Below are 17,274 nucleotides of genomic sequence, written 5' to 3'. Positions count from 1 at the left end.
CCGCAAAGCGGCGTGTATCGAAACCACCTTCAGGAGGTCCACATGAAATTAGTCGTCTTCGGCGATTCAATTCTCAAAGGCGTAATCACCATTCCCGGTTCCAACAAGCTTTTTGATGTAACCGAGAACGATTCCCTCACACTTGCCCAGAAAAAGCTTGGCTTTGAACTGGACAACCGTGCAATCTACGGAAACATCACCAGCAAAGGCCTGATCAAACTTCAGAAGTTTTTTGAAAAGGACGGGGCGGCCGACTTCTGTGTAATTGAATTCGGATCGAACGACTGCGATTACGACTGGAATATTTTTAAGCCAGACGCACAGTTGCCGCCTGCTGCAGAGATTCAGCCCAAGGTTCCGCTTGATCAGTATCTTGCAAACCTCACCCAGATGGTAGAACTCTGCCGCGCCAATAAAACAACACCTCTTATGATGGGCCTCATTCCATACGTTTGCGATGACTGGTACAAAACCATCATCAAAGGTCAGGATGAAGCTGCTATTTCTAACTTCCTTGGCGGAACCTCAGAAACTCTCGGCAAAAATCAGTTGGTTTATAAAAACGCACAAGCAGACTTTGTAAAAAAGAACAATGTTCAGTTCCTTGATCCATGGACAATTTTCGAAGACCATAAAGAGCTTATGTGCTACGACGGAATCCATCCGAACGAAAAAGGCTACGAACAGCTTTCCAAGGCCTGGGTTGAGTTCTTATCAAATATCAAAAGAGAATTTTAATGAAAGAAATAACTATTTATACAGATGGCGGCTGCCACGGAAACCCTGGTCCAGGCGGCTGGGGAATTGTTGTAATTGCAGACGGAGTTGCAAAACAGCTCTCCGGCGGCGAAAAACTTACAACCAATAACCGCATGGAACTTATGGCCGCTATTACAGCCCTCACAGTTGTTCACAACACTCCTTCCTTTGGAGAATGCCACGTTACTGTAAACATCGACAGTCAGTACGTAAAAAACGGCATTACCACCTGGATTAAAAGCTGGAAATCAAAGGGCTGGAAAACTGCAGATAAAAAGCCTGTAAAAAATCAGGATCTCTGGGTACAGTTAGACAGCCTCAACGCAGGTCTCAACGTTACCTGGAACTGGGTAAAAGGCCATGCAGGAATTGAATACAACGAAATCTGCGACCAGCTTTGCCAGGCAGAAATCGCAAAATTCGAATAATCATAAAAAAAATCAAAAAAAAATTCTGTAAAAACTTCCTGAAATATTAAATCTCATACTATTTATATAGTATGAGATTTTTATTTTTATCATCATTTATATTGATTTCAAGCCTTATCGTTCTTCCCTTCACAGCCTGCAGTTCCAATACTACCTGCCCGCCAGAAGAAAACTTAGCCCTTGAACTCCCCACTTGGCCGCCAGAGGACTCACGCTCCGCTGCCTATCCGCCCCTTTCCCGATGGCTTGTAAAAGTTACCAGTGCCGAAGCCCTGTATTATTTTTATACCACCGCGACAACTGTCGCCGTCCCCATAAAAACGAATCGCCCCCTCTGCGTTTCCGCCTATCCCATCACCCTCCTGGAAGACCAGAATGAATGCAGCTATTTCTTGCCTGCCGGCTACCTTTACCCAACCGCAGAAAATCAAAAAATAACCTGGGAACAGGGCTTTCTTGCAGACACAATGCAAAAACTGTTCAACGAAGGTAAAGAACAATGCCTTCCGCCTGTAGACATAGAATATCTGATCAGCACCTTCAACTGGAAAAAAGCCCAGAAATCAATAGAAGAAAAACTCATATCCGACACAAAACTGTTTTATAATCCCTGGCTTCTCTCCCAATCCTCAATTCTGGATGAAATCTCTTCTCACAATTTCAAATCTTCCCTGCTGAATCTGACAGGGGCTGCCGCGCTTGAAGCTGAATATATTCAAACCACAACCGGCCTTTCACAGGAGAATTCTGTATTTTTTTCTTCTTTTGTTCCAGAAAACAAGCGTTTCCTACAAAAAAAACAGTTTACAGTTCTAAAAAACAGTCCTATTCTTATATCAGATGCTAAAAAAGTGGGACTTTTTGTAACTTACAAAAGTTCAAAAAATATATCACTTGAGTATATTTATCTACCGATATACATTGGAGACATATGAAATATTTTAAACTGGCATTTACATCATTACTCTTTTTCGCACCTCTTGTATTATTCAGTTGTAAGAAAGAACAGGCTCAGCTTCCAGTTCCAAATGCAATTTCTGTAGAAATCACTAAATCAAACCATAACTGGTATTATTTTTCGAACACAAATTATCATCAGATAGATAAACCGCAGAATTCTCCTCTCCAGGTTCCAAAGCCTTGGACAGAAACTGTTAGAATTTCTTCTGCTAACAATGAACCTTGTACACAGTTCTCAGATTCAAAGGCTTACGCTGTTGTAAACAGACTAGGAATCCTTTCTTTTAATGATGATATGATTTATCTTTCACTAGACACATCTCTTTTTACTGACCGCACTGCCGGTAACCTTGTTTTCCTTAATAACATTCCGGTTTACTCTGTTTATAAAAGCGCCTTCTTCAACGATACAATTCTTGCATCTGATTATAAAAATGACGGCGCTGCACATCTTTTCCTGCTTCAGTTCGATCCAACTGCAAAAATCTCTTACCCTATTTTAAACTGCAATAATATTACAGACAAAACTAATTCCGAAGTAACTGATTTTTACTGGAACGGCCTTGAATGGTGCTGCAGCATAAAGACTATCTCTGAAACCAAAAATGAGTTTTCATACATTACCTTTAAGCCGCTCATTCCTTTACTCGCCCTTTCGCCTTCTACAGCAGAAGGAAAAATTGATATTCAGGAATGCGATGCAGAATATTTCCGCAGTTGTCGTTTGCATTACAATTATACAAATGCTCCGGATCGCATTAAAAAACTGCTCGCAGGTTTTGATGATAAACTTCCTTTCAGTATTGAAGTAAAAAATGCCGGCGGAAGCTCTCCACGCGTATTTGAAAACAGTGTTCCTAACAGCACCGAAAAAGAACTGAATGCAAAAGCTATTCTTTCTGCAAGCTGGAGTGCCGCTTTATTTGAAGATGGAACTCTTTTCCTTGAGGGTGCACTTCCTGGAAAACACATTCTTAGAAGCGGTAAAACTGTTGCAATAAGACTTCCAAAGCTTCCTGTAGGTTTTGTTTATTCTGATTTTGTTATTTCCGGCACAACTCTCTATGCCGCATGGGAAGAATCTTCATTCTACAAAACAGGCCGTGCAGGCTTCCTTCAGGTAAACCTTGAAAGAACTCTCTACAGCAGACTGATTTAGGAGAAGCAGTGAAAAAACTTCTTTTGATTTTCACATCACTTTTCTGTCTCACTACACTTTTTGCCCAGGAACTTGATTCCACTGAACAAGTAACCGAAGAAGCTGTTCAAAGTCCCAAAAAACAGACTGCCGACTTTGTAATGCAGTTTGAGCCGGGACTTTATCTCAACACTGAAAGTTACCTCGTCAGTGCTCCTTCTCCAATTGTATACCCTATTTCACTTGGTTTTCTCTGGCCAGATGATTCTAAAATTGCAATTCAACCGGTTGTAAGCTTTTTTATGATGAATCATCTTTATTATGAAGATAAAGCTCTTCCTGCAGAAATTGAAAACCGAACAACAACAACCTTAAACTTCATGCTTAATATTCCAGCCGTGTTCTCAATCTATCGTGAAAAAAGCCGTTTCCAGCTTTCTGCCGGTCTTGGTGTTTATATGCGTTTTGGACTTCTTTCACCTGGTGTAAAAGAAAATGATTCAGGATGGACTGGCTCTGCCGGGGAAGATGTTTCTAAAATCAATGAATATTTCTGGGGAAAAATGCGATGGCTTTATGCAACCGCAGGTGGAAGCTGGTTATATAATTTGACCCCGCAGCTTAGAGCGGGGCCAACAATTAATGTTTATGCACCTGTGGGCGGCCTCATCAGCGACAAGAACGCCCAGGGCATGATTATTTCGGCAGGTATTAAAATCTGCAGATAGAGTCGGCAAGCACAGCCTGCCTCTGAGCTACTAGTACATTCCGCCCATGTCTGGAGCTGGGGCAGCTGGTGCCTTTGGCTCTGGGATGTCTGTAATTGCACATTCTGTTGTGAGGAGAGTTCCTGCTACAGATGCTGCGTTCTTCAAAGCTGAACAAGTAACCTTAGCTGGGTCGATAATTCCGGCCTCAAGCATATTTACCCATTCACCAGTACGAGCGTTATATCCAACACCCTTCTTTTCTGATTTAGCGCGTTCAGCAATTACGCTTCCGTCAAGACCTGCATTTTCTGCAATCTGGCGCATTGGCTCTTCGAGAGCGCGGCGTACAATCTTAAATCCAACCTTTTCATCTTCTGTAAGGTCAGCTGGGATTTCGTTCAAAGCCTTAGAAGCTTCGATGAGTGCAAGTCCACCACCAGATACAATACCTTCTTCAAGAGCGGCACGTGTAGCAGCGATTGTATCTTCAACACGGAACTTCATTTCTTTCATTTCAGTTTCTGTGTTAGCACCAACGTTGATTACAGCAACACCACCAGCGAGCTTAGCAAGTCTCTTCTGGAGCTGTTCCTTGTCATAAGATGATGTAGACTTTTCAATGGCAGTCTTGATTTCTGCAACGCGGTCTTTGATAGCCTTAGAAGCTCCGGCACCACCAACGATTGTTGTGTTGTCCTTGTCAATCTTAATAGACTTAGCCTTACCAAGAACTTCTGTTCCACAAGTCTCAAGCTTAAGTCCAACTTCTTCAGAAACTACAGTACCGCCTGTCAAAATAGCGATATCCTGGAGCATATCCTTTCTGCGGTCACCAAAGCCAGGAGCCTTAACAGCACAAACTTTGATTGTTCCACGGATTGTGTTCAAAACGAGAGTTGTAAGAGCTTCACCTTCAACATCTTCACAGATGATTACGAGAGCCTTACCAGCATTTGCTACCTTTTCAAGAATTGGAAGAAGATCCTTCATTGCAGAAATCTTCTTGTCGTAAATCAAAACGTAAGCGTCATCAAAATCAGCTTCCATGCGCTCGCGGTCTGTTACAAAGTAAGAAGAAATGTATCCGCGGTCAAACTGCATACCTTCTACAGTATCAACAGTCATTTCCATGTTCTTTGATTCTTCTACAGTGATAACACCGTCTTTTCCTACCTTTTCGATAGCGTCAGCAAGCATCTTACCAATTTCTGGATCGTTGTTAGCAGAAATTGTTGCGATGTTTGTAATATCATCAGCGCCCTTTACAGGCTTTGCATTCTTTTTGATTTCTTCAACTGCAAGTTTAACAGCCTTATCCATACCGCGCTTAATTTCGATTGGTCTCATACCAGCGGCTACAGATTTAATTCCTTCGCGTACAAGTGCGTAAGAAAGTACAGTTGCAGTAGTTGTACCATCACCGGCATCATCGTTAGTTTTGCTTGCTACTTCGCGTACGAACTGAGCTCCCATGTTCTCATATGGATCCTGGAGTTCAATTTCCTTTGCTACAGAAACACCGTCCTTTGTGATTACTGGTGAACCATATTTCTTGTCCATCATAACCATACGTCCACAAGGTCCGAGAGTTGTCTTTACAGCCTTCGAAATCTGCTCAACGCCACTCAAAAGCTTTTTTCTAGCATCTTCACTAAACAATAACTGTTTTGCCATTTTCTATATACCTCTTTTTATAGTTTAAAATTTAATCTTATATAATAAAATATAGAAATTTCAGCCAATCGGCAAGAAAATTCGTATTTTTTAAGTTGAATGGCGGAGCAGAAAAAGACCATAGGCTGCATCGAGGAGTTTTGGCGTTTAGCCATAGCAAACAATCCGAGGATTTTTTCGAAGAAAAAACCGCAGGATTGTTTACACAAAAAACTAGCTCGCCAGCAGCCTATGGGATTTTTCAGCGGGAGCCCTTCAACTTAACGAACTCGATTTTTTATCTTTTCGATTGTAAATTTATATGATATTATATAAGAATGAAAAAGGTATTGATTGCAGACAGTCATCCGTTGTTTAGAGATTTTCTGAAGCAGAAGCTTTCAGAAGACCAGATTGAAGTAATAACAACACAGGAAAACCGCGATATCTACACTAAGGTAATTACTTCACTTCCAAATCTTATCATTCTTGATATGGAATATGATAACACCATGGAAATGGAATTCCTTGAGAAAAAGATGCGCGACACAAACTGCGCCGATATTCCTGTAATCATTACTGGTCCAAAGCAGGACCGCTCAACTATTGCAGCCTACGCAAAATATGGCGTAATAAAATACTTTGAAAAGCCAGTTCAGTTCGATATGTTCTTTAAGTCTATCGGACTCGTTGTTCGTGTTCCTCTTTCAATGGATACAACACCGTGTATTCTTGACCTTCACCGCAACAACAACATCATCTTTATTGAACTTGCACTCGGCCTTAATCGCGAAAAAATTGCACTTCTTCAGTTTAAGCTTTCAGAAATGATTGCACGCGAAAAGATTGAAAATCCAAAGGTAGTAATCATGCTCACAAACCTTGAGCTTACCTTTGTAGACGGCTACAATCTTGAATTCCTTATTGATAACGTACTTGCCTGCCAGAAGATTCATGCAAAGAACGTAAAGATTCTTTCTCTCAGTAACTTTGTACGTGAAATGCTTAACGGTCACTCAAATTACTCAGGAATTGAAATGACTTCAAATCTTTCCCGCGTTCTTAATGATCTTGTAGATACTTCTATTACATCTGATATTTCAGATCTTATTACAAACCGCTTTCTTACACCTTCTTACGAAGAAGAGGATTCGGCTTCTATTGCAACCCGCTTTTCATCAGATACTCTTGAAGACTCTCCTGTTCCAAAGAACACCGGTACAGTTCTTACAATTGCAATTATAGACAGTGATGAAGCGAGCCTTGAACTTACAAAGAATTATTTTGAACAGAGCGGTGCCTCTTGTTCTACTTATACAAAAGGCCAGCAGTTTTTGCAGGATTACGAAGATGGTAAATTTGATTTAATCATCCTCGATGTATTATTGAGTGATCAGACAGGTCTCTCACTCCTTCAGAGACTCCACAGCATGCCTCATACACCACCAATCGTAATCTATTCACCAAGTCTTCAGAAAGATATTGTTGTAAAGGTATTGAGTGCAGGCGCTGCAAGTTATCTTGTAAAACCTCAGAAACCAAACTTCCTTGTACAGAAATGTCTTTCTGTTCTTAAAACAAGGGAATAAAATGTCAACAAAAGCAAACTTTCATACTCACTCAAAATTCTGTGACGGAAAAAATACTGCAGAAGAAATGGTTCTTGCAGCAATCGACAAAGGCTTTACCGTTCTCGGCTTTTCGGGTCACTGTATTCACCCTATGAATCCAGAGTTCTACAAGCCCTTCGATAACGTATGGCACATTCCTTCTTCTGATATAAAAAGCTACACAGAAGAAATCCGCCGCCTTAAAGAAAAATATGCCGGCCAGCTGCAGATATATCTTGGCTTTGAAGCTGATTATTTTGATTCTCCGGAGTATGGAACTGCCATCCCAGACAAAACTTCTTATGCAGAGTTTTCTCCAGATTATCTGATTGGTGCCGTTCACTTTGTAACAACAGATAAAGGCTTTTACACAGTAGATCACCATGCCGAAGTCATTAAAGAAAATCTGATTAAACTGTATTCAAAACCAAACGGTGAAATAGATGGCAAAAAGGCAGTCTGTGATTATTTTGAAGCGGAGCGCACAATGCTTCTTAAAGGCAATTTTGATATTCTTGCTCACCCGGATTTATTGCGTAAACGAAACGGCGAACTAAAGATTTTTGATGAAAATGAAAGCTGGTATAAAGATGAATTGAGGGCTACTGCAAAGGTAATTGCTAATGCCGGAGTTATTACAGAAATAAACACAGGTGCTATTGCCCGTGGTGCAATGGACGATACCTACCCTTCTCAGCAGTTTCTGGAGCTCCTTCACAATTATGGAGTTCCTGTATGTATTAATTCTGATGCTCACACTACAGACGGCCTGGATTGCGCCTTTGACCGCGCCGCAGAAATAGCAAAAAAAACAGGATATACCGAGCTGGTATATCCTGAAAATATCATAGTAAAACTGTAGTCGGCAAGCACAGCTTGCCTCTGAGCCGTTCTTTCGATAATCCTAAAACGGCCCGCTGTCGCAGCCCGTTTTTTAACGGATTTTCGATTTTAGGCTTATCTGTTCTTTCTCTCCTGAGCACTTGCACAGCTGATGCACATAAGCGCATAAGGAAGAACTTCAAGTCTTTCCTGAGGAATTTCTTTACCACACTTTACACAGCGTCCGTATGTTCCCTGATTAATTCTGTCGAGTGCACTATCAATCTGCTGAAGTCTATTTGCATCCTGTGTTCCAAGAGCAGTCAAAAGAGTTCTATCAATTACATCAGCAGCAACATCTGCTTCGTCTCCAGACTCAACGGTTTTAATAAGGCCACGCATATCTTCACTCTGATCTGCCAATGAAGCAAGAAGAGTTTTTCTCTGTTCAAGTAAATATTCCTTCATTTTTTTAAGAAAAGCTTTGTCCATATTTATAAATCCTCCCAAAACCATTTTTTACTTGTGTTGTCAAGTTATGCTGTTTTGTATATAATAACTAATATAAATGCAAATCGGTAAAAAGACAAACACTTTTTGCAAAATAAATGATTTTTTATAAGGAAAAATATGGCAAAAGAAGAAGCTATTGAAGTGCAGGGTGTAGTAAAAGAAGCACTTCCAAACACAACATTCCGCGTAGAACTTGAAGGCGGACACGTAATTCTCGCACATCTTTCTGGAAAAATGAGAAAGCATTACATCAGAATCGTACCAGGCGACAGCGTAAAAGTTGAACTTTCTCCGTATGATTTGAACAAGGGACGCATCGTATTCCGCGAGCGCTAATGTGCAGGCCCTACCGGCCTTTATTGACAGATAAAATAATATCTGATAAGGTTTACACACTATGAAACACATTGTCCGTTGGGCACAGAAAATCAATTCCTCTACGTTGGCTTACCTTTATTATAGCTATGATTTTCTCTCTGCTTGTACGGAAACCGCACGCTAGTGTGATTGTGTTTTACTGATTAAGGTAATTACAAGGCTTTCCGTAAAAGGAAAGCCTTTTTTGTTTTTAGAAAAAATTATAGGAGAAATGAAAATGACACTTTTCGAAGACTTGAAATGGCGAGGTCTTATCAAAGACGTTGCAGGCGAAGAAGCTGATTTGCAGAAAGTTTTGGACGGAGCTCCATTCGCTTTTTACTGGGGAACTGACCCAACTGCCGATTCCCTTCACCTCGGCCACTACTCATCTCTTTGTATGGCAAAGCGCCTCGCTAATGCAGGACATCACCCGGTTCTTTTGTGCGGTGGTGCAACAGGCCGCATTGGTGACCCACGCCCAACAGCAGAACGCGAAATTATTTCAGAAGAAGCTGTAAACGCAAATATCGGTGGAATCCGTGAGCAGATTAAACGCCTGGTTCCAACAGCAGAACTCGTAGACAACTACGACTGGTGGAAAGACCGCTCATTCCTCGACACACTCCGCGACATTGGTAAATACATCAGCTTGAATTACATGCTCGACAAGGATATCATCCGCCGTCGTCTTGAAACAGGTATTACCTTTGCAGAGTTCTCATACATGCTCCTCCAGGGTTTTGACTTTGTTCACCTCTTCCAGGACAAAAAATGTATCATGCAGGTTGCAGGTTCAGACCAGTGGGGAAACATCACAACTGGTGTAGACCTCATCCGCAAAATGCTCGACGGACAGGCTTACGCTTTCACAATGCCACTTATCCTCGACGCAACTGGAAAGAAGTTCGGTAAGTCTGAAGGAAACGCTCTCTGGCTTAACAAGGATAAAACTTCTCCATACGCAATCTACCAGTACCTCATCAATGCAGATGATAACCTGGTTCTCGACTACCTCAAGGTATTCACATTCCTTTCAAAGGAACAGATTGAAGAAGTTTACGCTCAGCAGCAGGCTGCTCCAGAAACACGTATTGCTCAGAAAACTCTTGCATGGGAAGTTGTTAAAGACCTCCACGGAAAAGAAGAAGCAGACAATGCCGTTATGGTTTCTGAAAAACTCTTCAAAGGCGAGTTCAAAGGCCTTTCTGTAAATGATATTCTGATGGGACTTAAGGGAGTTCCAAACTTTGAGTTCAAGGAAGAACTTCCACTCGTAGACGTGCTCGTAAACAACGGCATGGCAAGCTCAAAGCGAGAAGCCCGCGAGTTCATTAAGAACAATGCTATTTCTATCAACGGTGAAACTGTAAATGATGAAACAAAGGTTATCACTAAAGATATGGCACTTGAAGGAAAGATTCTGATTTTCCGCCGCGGAAAGAAGAAGTACTTTATCGGAATGATTTAGTTCTTTTTAGAAAATAGATTGCTTCGGCTTTCAGCCTCGCAATGACACGTGCAACGTCATTGCGAGCGCAGCGAAGCAATCCATTTTATCTAGATGGCTTAAACAATCCCTTCAAAGATTTTACTATTCCGCTTACGCCACTCGCAATCACACCAATACAAATAATCGGTCCGAACGGAATAATAAACCATGAGAATCTGAAGAACATCAGGCCCACAAGAGTCTGAAGAACCTTGAGTACGAAGGTAGAGAAATATGAACCTCGTGTCTGTGGCTCTTCATCCTGTGTATAATGATACTGTGAATAATTATTGTTTGAATTCTGTGCCTGCTGATTTCTACTGCGCCACTGTGCACCATTAAACCATTCCCAGAAATTATCCTCACCAAAAGGATTCTGATAAGTATACTGGTACTGTCTCTGATACTGCTGCTGTGAATTAGCAGACTGTGAACTGTATGAGTAATTATCAGAATAGCCGCCTAAATCATAATTACGGCGTTTTGATTCATCACTAAGTACATCATAAGCGGCACTAATCTGCTTGAATTTTTCTTCAGCAGCGGCGTCTCCAGGATTTCTGTCCGGATGATATTTAAAGGCCAGAGTTCTGTAAGCCTTTTTAATTTCATCTGCAGTAGCAGTCTTAGAAACGCCCAATATTTCGTAATAGTTACTCATACTAATAAAATAATAAAAATCTTAAAGGGTTACAAGCAAAAAGTTTCCGGTGCACCAAGATAACTGTAAGGCATTTCCTTATTTGCTTCATGAATAACAATCTTTTCAAGAACAATATTTGGAGTTACCGGGCTCACCTTAAGCGAGTTCAAACCTGCATGGCAATCTGCATAAACAGTTGCAATACGGATATGATTTGTTACATCTGTGCTCCAAGGCTCCTGATTGTCACCAACCGCAAACTTTTCAGAATCAACAAGGTCCTTCAAAAGCTTTTTACCATTTACCTCTGCAACAAACTGAAGTTTATTATCTTTATAAGCCGGGTTAGATGGATTCAGATAAAAATCGAAAGCCATAACTCCGCCAGTCTTTTCTACAAAATCCTTATCCAAAGCAAAAGCATATTCAACAAACGGTGCATCAGAAGCCCCTGGTGCAAAGCTTGTAGTAACATCTTTTGCCTTTACAGCACCCAGAGTTTTTCCATAACCATCAAGAACATCAAAACCAGCAGAACGAACAAAATGAGGTGCTTCAATGCTGATGTAATCATCTGTCTGGACAAAAGTTCCGGCTGGGAAATTAGTGTCTGGTGTTTCTGCATCCACATGTATATTTACAAGAATGCGTGCTCCATGACCATCATTTCCTTCTATTTTAACTACTGCTTTTTTATCAACAGAAGCGGCAAGTTTTTCGCGGTCAATTTTAATTTTGATTGTGTTAAGTCCACTCTTACCGTCTGCTGTCAGTTTTTCAACATCATGTTCAACTGTAAACGACAGCCAGTTACATTCTGTAGAAGTATTAAGTTCAACGCCTTCAGCATTACAGCAGGCAATCTTTACACAAGCTTCATTCACATCAGGGTTTCTGAAAGATGTAAGACGAAGGTCTCGTATAGTCCAATCCTGACCTGTTGTATAGAATGAACTGCCTTCCACCCATACTACAGCACGCTTTTTTCGTGTAGGTTCAACATACATATAAACCGGATACTGGTTATTAGCTTCACACCAGTTACGGAAACCGAAATGCTCAGACCAGCCCATTCCAAAGAAGCGGCCGCCTCCTACCTTATCACAGGCATCAACAATAGCCTTATCATAGGCATAGCATTCCTTCATTTTATCTGCATAATTATTTGCAACAAGGGCATTACGTTCTGCAAAGAAACGATTCTTGCCGCTGTAAAGCTGCATACGAAGTACATTCATATCACCACAAACAGGAAGATAAACCTGACTATAAAAACCAGCTTCCTGTTCTGCTGGAACAGCCTTAAGCAAAGCTTCTGTACGTGCAATCAAATCGTTGGCAGCAGCAAGCATTTTGTCGCCTTCACCAAAGTTTTCGGCTGCATAAGTATCCGGCTGAATGCATTCGGTACGACGCATATTTGCAATCTTAGTAGCCTTAATAAGAATATCTGCAACCTCTGCTTTCTGGTCATCATTAAAATAATTGAACTGTGCAGCAGCCCAGCGCTTTGTATATTCAGCTGTAGTAAAATTAGGATTACTGTAAGTATCGTAGTCGTAAGCAAGATTTAAGAAATATGAAAGAGGGAACTCATTTGTAAGAACATCACCCATATTTACAATCCAAAGCTCACGGATTCCAAACTCGTAGGCAGCAGACATCTGCTCTTTTACCTTTGGAAGATAGTTTGTATTGAACCATTCATAGCTGTAAGGAGATCCATGGTAATCAAAATGATAATACATACCATAGCCACCCTTATGAGCTCTCATGTGCTCTGTAGGAACAGTGCGGAGGTTTCCGTGGTTATCATCACAAAGCATAAGAGTTACGCCCTCAAGCTCAGGATCATCCATAAGGCCCTTAGTGTGCTTATCACCATAGAAATATGGCTCAACCTCTTTATAAAGAGCAAGCATACGAGGCACCTTCATAACATCTTCATTCACATTTTCGCGAATAAGGCGGTTTTGTGTTTTAATAACATCACGAAGAAGATTAATATTGTCTGCAAGAGTCGCATTCTGCATAATGGCTGTATCAGCCTCTCCACGCATACCAACAGTAATTACGTTTTCAAACTTACCGTTGCGCTTTAAGCCGTCTTCCCAGAACTTTGTAATTCCTTCGCGGTTTTTCCAGAAGTTCCAGGCATCACCGTAAATAGAACCAGGGCCGCGAACATAGCGGTATTCCTCACCGTTACGACAGCATGGCTCGTGATGGCTGGCCCCCATAATAACGCCCATCTCATCAGCAAGCTCAGCGTTAGCAAGACCTGGGCCGTCTAAACTGAACTGAGCAGACCACATTGCAGGCCAGAGATAATTTCCTTTAAGACGGAGAAGCAGCTCAAAAATATGCTCATACATTTTGGCATTAAAGCCGCCAAAGTTATGATTTGTAAAATTGCCGTAAGCAGGCCATTCGTCATTGATAAAGAAACCACGGAACTTTACAGAAGGCTCTTTGGAAACTGTTACGCCTTCTTCAAGCTCAACTACATCGCGGTGAGCAGGAAGAACTCCGGCCCAGTCTACAAGAGGAGAAACTCCCATTAATTCAGAAAGATGGAAGAGTCCGTAAATTGTACCGCGTTTGTCGCTTCCGATTATGATGACTTTGTCTGAACGGACAGCGAACACGTAACATTCGCGTTTGCCGGTGATTTTAGAAACTTCAGCTGTCAGTCCATTCTCTGAAGCAAGCTTTTCTGCGAGAGGCGCCCGGCCGAGAGTCACAAAATATACGGTGGTTGAGCCTGTCGAAACCACCGTACTAACAGCAGGCTTCTTCCCCGTCACCCTCTCTACATCAAGGCTAACCTTATCAGCAATTTTTTTTACGCCGGAAAATTCACTCTCATCAAAAACAAAAACATTCTTTCCATCAATTTTGAACATAGAAAACCTCGATAAAAAAAGGTGGTTTCGACAAGCTCAACCACCGTAGTTACTAGAAACTGACACTATTATATCACAGCGTTGCACACTAGTATACTACATAGTGTCCACTTAGCGCTAAAATCGCAAAGAAATACAAACAATTATCGTAGTAGCGGCGGCGGCCGGTTCTCATTGGAGTATCCCAGAATCGGCGCACAGCGCGCTCTGCAGCAGCACGAGCCTCTTTATCATCACTCTTAACCGCCGCCGCAGCCTCGGCCACAGTAGCAATCAAACCGATAGGGTGTCTTGCATTTTTCTTTAATTCAGTACCATCAATCAGATAATCCTTAAGATCATCAGCTTCCTTACCATCAAAGAAATTAATTATATTTGCCGCAATCTTAGAGAGCCCTGCATTTCCACCAAACCAAAGCGCATCAAGACCAATATTGGCAGCAACACGGTAAGAATCACTGAAGAATGTTCCATGAAATTTCGGAGGAAGAGGCTCTCCCTCATCATTAGCATACTCAGCAGCAAGTCCTGTCTCCGGATGACACGCTTTTACAAGATATTTACGGCTGGCCTTAGCAGCGGCCTTCCAGTATTCCTTATCAGCAGGATCTGCATATTCAGCAAAGAGTTCATAAAAGTGTGGAAGATGATAAGAAGGGTCAGTAAAAGGACAGTTAGGAACAAAGCGGATATGATGATTTTCTTCAAACCACATCTTGTTCTCACTGTGAATTGCAATACGAAGAATCTCACGGCCCTGTTCTGTGTAATTGAAAATACCTTCTCCATTACCCCAGCGACGTGCAGCAAAGAAAAGAGCCATAGCAAAATACTCTTCTCCATCAGGGGCCGGACCATCAGCATTTTTAGTTCCGTCAGGCTTATTAGACCAGCAGAAATATCCGGCATTCGGACCGTCTTCCATAAACATATATCTTTTAGACCACTTCCAGATACGGTCAAAAATATCCTTACGGTTCATCTGAACAGCCATCATCATGCCATAAGACATACCCTCTGTACGGGCATCATCATTACCGGTATCTTCCATATAACCGGTTTCGTCTTCTGCTTCGAAATAAAAATGATTCGGATTTTTCTGGTCAAAAATATTATTCCAGCATTCGATTACACGATTTTCTACTTCAAATTTAGAATAGCCGAACTCTTCCAATATACTTTTCATATAATAAGAATATCACCGTATTGGAATTTTAACGATAAAGGAAAGTTCTTATTATCGGCCAGGCAGAACAAGCCCAGTAAACAGAAGAAAGGTAAAAAAACGGTGATTTGAAAAATCTGAGATGCGTGAGCGGAGACAGAAGAAAAGTGCCTCTTGACGTATTTGGCGCTTAGCCACAAAAAAAAGACCCCGAATATATCGAGGTCTTTATAAAGTCGGCTCGCATAGTCTCGCCTCTGAGCCATTTTCTGGTAGAACCTAAAGCAGCCCGCTGTCGCAGCCTGCTTTTTAACGGTTCTGCTATTTTAGGCTTTATTTACCTTTCTTCTGCTCACTAGGTTTGCTCTTAGCTCCAGCAACAGCAGCAGCCATCTTTTCGAGGGCCTTATCCTTATCATTAACCATAAGAATTGGCTGACCAGTAGCATCCAGAGTATCGCGCCAGAGAGATCCTTCTGGATCAACAGCGTTACGATGAGCAGTTACAGCCTTAATTGGAAGGTGTACGAACTTATCATGAACAAGACCAATTACACACTTTGTTTTTCCAGCCATAGCAGCGTGAACAGCATTGTTACCAAGACGCTCACAGTAAATAGAATCACTTGCAGTAGTAACAGAAGCACGAACCTGATATGAAGGATCGATATACTTAAGGTTGATTTCGATATTCTTAGCTTTGAAGTATTTTTCAATTTCGCTCTTCAAAAATACACCAATGTCAGAAAGCTTCTTGTTTCCAGAAGCATCTGTAGCACCAGTAGCCTGGAGAAGATCCTGACCGGCACCTTCAGAAACTACGATTACTGCGTGACCACGCTTAGCAAGACGGCGCTCAAGACAAGCGAGGAAGCCATGCTCACCTTCCATTTCAAAAGGAACTTCAGGAATAAGACAGAAGTTAGTCTCGTGGCTAGAGAGAGCTGCAGCAGCGGCAATAAAACCAGCCTCGCGTCCCATAAGCTTTACAAGACCAATACCGTTAATCTGAGAAGCTGCTTCCATATGAACAGCAGCAACAGTTTCCTTAGCGCGCTGAACAGCAGTTTCAAAACCGAATGAACGGTCAATAAACATAAGGTCATTATCAACAGTCTTAGGAACACCAACAACAGCGCACTTAAGACCACGTTTTTCAACTTCGCATGCAATATCATAAGAACCGCGCTGAGTACCATCACCACCAAGGATGAAAAGCATATTGATACCGTCGCGTTCAATACAATCTACGATTTCGCTTACACGCTGACCGCCACCGCGGCTAGTTCCGAGGTATGTACCACCAATCTTGTGGATTTCATCAATCAGATATCTATCAAGCTCAAGTGGTTCATATCCGCTCTCAGGGAAGAATCCGCGGAAACCGTACTGATATCCCTTAATAGTCTTAACGCCATAGCGTGTGTTCAAACAGCGAACAATAGCACGGATAACGTCATTCAAACCAGGGCAGAGACCACCACAAGTACAGATACCAGCCTTAGCGTGAGTAGGATCAAAATAAATCTTCTCACGAGGACCAGCCTTCTCCATAAGATTAGATGAATCAAGCACAACCGGCTTAGTTTTATCGAAAACGTTTACGTTAGAAATAACATAAGAATCGTCGCTTACATAGTTAGCAGTGTAGTCACCGTGAACAGTAGAAAGCTTAATCGGAGACGGAATAGTACAAGGTCCCAGATTATCAATTGTGAAATCGAATTTTTCTTCAGACATAACACACCTCAAAAGAATAGATATTATAGAATATAATGAATATCATAAATTTACAATAGGCCCTTGATTAAAGTTCCGTTAAAAACGACAGTCCATCGGGACTGTCGTTTAGTTTCGTCCTGCATAACTGCTCGCTCGATTTATAGAGCGGCTTGGCGCGCTGCACATGATCAGTTTTTATAGCCTGCAGATTTGCAATTTGAATGATTTTGCAGGCTTAATATATAGGATTTTGTTTTATAACTAATAGATTTTCTGTAGTTCAGCCTGTAATTTTTTTATATTTTTAATTTTACAGGCTCAGAAAATAAAATTATGACTTATAATTTATATTCTTCTTGTAAATCAGCCTGCAGTTTTTATTTATTTTCAATTTTG

At 41.4% G+C, this 17,274-nt stretch carries 15 protein-coding genes; 9 read left to right on the top strand and 6 right to left on the bottom strand.

All coding sequences use genetic code 11. The features are described 5' to 3' along the window. The first annotated feature begins 42 nt into the window (after positions 1-42). From BM161_RS07285 to BM161_RS07265, 5 genes are all read left to right on the top strand, one after another. Positions 43-738 carry an SGNH/GDSL hydrolase family protein gene (locus BM161_RS07285; protein ID WP_074931350.1) on the top strand — a complete coding sequence of 232 codons (696 nt, stop codon included), beginning with the start codon at positions 43-45 and terminating at the stop codon, positions 736-738. Continuing rightward, positions 738-1,187 carry a ribonuclease HI gene (gene rnhA, locus BM161_RS07280; RefSeq protein WP_074931349.1) on the top strand — a complete coding sequence of 150 codons (450 nt, stop codon included), beginning with the start codon at positions 738-740 and terminating at the stop codon, positions 1,185-1,187. The genes BM161_RS07285 and rnhA overlap by 1 nt, the downstream gene beginning before the upstream one ends. 71 nt (positions 1,188-1,258) lie before the next feature. Then, a complete protein-coding gene (locus BM161_RS14250) occupies positions 1,259-2,122 on the top strand; it encodes a hypothetical protein (protein ID WP_143090516.1) in 864 nt (287 codons plus the stop codon). Next, the gene (locus tag BM161_RS07270) at positions 2,119-3,306 is read left to right on the top strand and encodes a DUF8086 family protein (protein WP_074931347.1); all 1,188 of its coding nucleotides are present in this window, start codon (positions 2,119-2,121) and stop codon (positions 3,304-3,306) included. The genes BM161_RS14250 and BM161_RS07270 overlap by 4 nt, the downstream gene beginning before the upstream one ends. 8 nt (positions 3,307-3,314) lie before the next feature. Then, complete coding sequence (locus BM161_RS07265) at positions 3,315-4,013, top strand: hypothetical protein (protein WP_074931346.1); 699 nt, start codon at positions 3,315-3,317, stop codon at positions 4,011-4,013. Positions 4,014-4,043: 30 nt separating this feature from the next. Here the strand turns inward: BM161_RS07265 and groL are convergent, their stop codons facing one another. Beyond that, on the bottom strand, positions 4,044-5,669 hold the full coding sequence (gene groL, locus BM161_RS07260) for a chaperonin GroEL (RefSeq protein ID WP_074931345.1): 1,626 nt from the start codon (positions 5,667-5,669) through the stop codon (positions 4,044-4,046). 317 nt (positions 5,670-5,986) lie between these two features. Between groL and BM161_RS07255 the strand changes: the two genes are divergently transcribed. Both BM161_RS07255 and BM161_RS07250 read left to right on the top strand, forming a co-directional pair. Next, complete coding sequence (locus BM161_RS07255; RefSeq protein WP_074931344.1) at positions 5,987-7,237, top strand: response regulator; 1,251 nt, start codon at positions 5,987-5,989, stop codon at positions 7,235-7,237. A gap of 1 nt (position 7,238) precedes the next feature. Continuing rightward, a complete protein-coding gene (locus tag BM161_RS07250) occupies positions 7,239-8,120 on the top strand; it encodes a histidinol-phosphatase (RefSeq protein ID WP_074931343.1) in 882 nt (293 codons plus the stop codon). Positions 8,121-8,215: 95 nt separating this feature from the next. On the opposite strand, the gene BM161_RS07245 is transcribed toward BM161_RS07250, so the two are convergent. After that, positions 8,216-8,572 (bottom strand): TraR/DksA family transcriptional regulator, encoded by a 357-nt coding sequence (locus BM161_RS07245; RefSeq protein ID WP_074931342.1) that lies wholly within the window; start codon positions 8,570-8,572, stop codon positions 8,216-8,218. Between the two features lie 138 nt (positions 8,573-8,710). On the opposite strand from BM161_RS07245, the gene infA reads away from it, so the two are divergent. Further along, entirely contained in the window at positions 8,711-8,929 is a 219-nt protein-coding gene (gene infA, locus BM161_RS07240; protein ID WP_074931341.1) for a translation initiation factor IF-1, read from the top strand. Between the two features lie 259 nt (positions 8,930-9,188). After that, positions 9,189-10,421 (top strand): tyrosine--tRNA ligase, encoded by a 1,233-nt coding sequence (gene tyrS, locus BM161_RS07235; RefSeq protein ID WP_074931340.1) that lies wholly within the window; start codon positions 9,189-9,191, stop codon positions 10,419-10,421. An 85-nt stretch (positions 10,422-10,506) separates the two neighbouring features. Here tyrS and BM161_RS07230 read toward each other — a convergent pair whose 3' ends face one another. The 4 genes from BM161_RS07230 to BM161_RS07215 form a co-directional block, all read right to left on the bottom strand. Continuing rightward, complete coding sequence (locus tag BM161_RS07230) at positions 10,507-11,103, bottom strand: J domain-containing protein (RefSeq protein ID WP_074931339.1); 597 nt, start codon at positions 11,101-11,103, stop codon at positions 10,507-10,509. Positions 11,104-11,132: 29 nt separating this feature from the next. Continuing rightward, positions 11,133-13,991, bottom strand: a complete 2,859-nt coding sequence (locus BM161_RS07225) for a glycosyl hydrolase 115 family protein (protein WP_074931338.1) — start codon at positions 13,989-13,991, stop codon at positions 11,133-11,135. 88 nt (positions 13,992-14,079) lie between these two features. Further along, positions 14,080-15,177 (bottom strand): family 8 glycosyl hydrolase, encoded by a 1,098-nt coding sequence (locus BM161_RS07220; protein WP_074931337.1) that lies wholly within the window; start codon positions 15,175-15,177, stop codon positions 14,080-14,082. Positions 15,178-15,489: 312 nt separating this feature from the next. After that, positions 15,490-16,896 (bottom strand): ATP-dependent 6-phosphofructokinase, encoded by a 1,407-nt coding sequence (locus BM161_RS07215; RefSeq protein ID WP_074931336.1) that lies wholly within the window; start codon positions 16,894-16,896, stop codon positions 15,490-15,492. Positions 16,897-17,274: the final 378 nt, after the last annotated feature.

Source organism: Treponema bryantii (assembly GCF_900113965.1).
Classification (GTDB): domain Bacteria; phylum Spirochaetota; class Spirochaetia; order Treponematales; family Treponemataceae; genus Treponema_D; species Treponema_D bryantii_A.
Note: the sequence above shows the minus strand (reverse complement) of the source record. Positions and strands in the feature narration are given on the sequence as shown.

Coding starts and splice junctions, on each gene's coding strand:
- tyrS (WP_074931340.1), top strand. CDS start 9,189: ATGACACTTTTCGAAGACTTGAAATGGCGAGGTCTTATCAAAGACGTT.
- BM161_RS07285 (WP_074931350.1), top strand. CDS start 43: ATGAAATTAGTCGTCTTCGGCGATTCAATTCTCAAAGGCGTAATCACC.
- BM161_RS07270 (WP_074931347.1), top strand. CDS start 2,119: ATGAAATATTTTAAACTGGCATTTACATCATTACTCTTTTTCGCACCT.
- BM161_RS07230 (WP_074931339.1), bottom strand. CDS start 11,103: ATGAGTAACTATTACGAAATATTGGGCGTTTCTAAGACTGCTACTGCA.
- groL (WP_074931345.1), bottom strand. CDS start 5,669: ATGGCAAAACAGTTATTGTTTAGTGAAGATGCTAGAAAAAAGCTTTTG.
- BM161_RS07220 (WP_074931337.1), bottom strand. CDS start 15,177: ATGAAAAGTATATTGGAAGAGTTCGGCTATTCTAAATTTGAAGTAGAA.
- BM161_RS07215 (WP_074931336.1), bottom strand. CDS start 16,896: ATGTCTGAAGAAAAATTCGATTTCACAATTGATAATCTGGGACCTTGT.
- BM161_RS07255 (WP_074931344.1), top strand. CDS start 5,987: ATGAAAAAGGTATTGATTGCAGACAGTCATCCGTTGTTTAGAGATTTT.
- BM161_RS07250 (WP_074931343.1), top strand. CDS start 7,239: ATGTCAACAAAAGCAAACTTTCATACTCACTCAAAATTCTGTGACGGA.
- infA (WP_074931341.1), top strand. CDS start 8,711: ATGGCAAAAGAAGAAGCTATTGAAGTGCAGGGTGTAGTAAAAGAAGCA.
- BM161_RS07245 (WP_074931342.1), bottom strand. CDS start 8,572: ATGGACAAAGCTTTTCTTAAAAAAATGAAGGAATATTTACTTGAACAG.
- BM161_RS14250 (WP_143090516.1), top strand. CDS start 1,259: ATGAGATTTTTATTTTTATCATCATTTATATTGATTTCAAGCCTTATC.
- rnhA (WP_074931349.1), top strand. CDS start 738: ATGAAAGAAATAACTATTTATACAGATGGCGGCTGCCACGGAAACCCT.
- BM161_RS07225 (WP_074931338.1), bottom strand. CDS start 13,991: ATGTTCAAAATTGATGGAAAGAATGTTTTTGTTTTTGATGAGAGTGAA.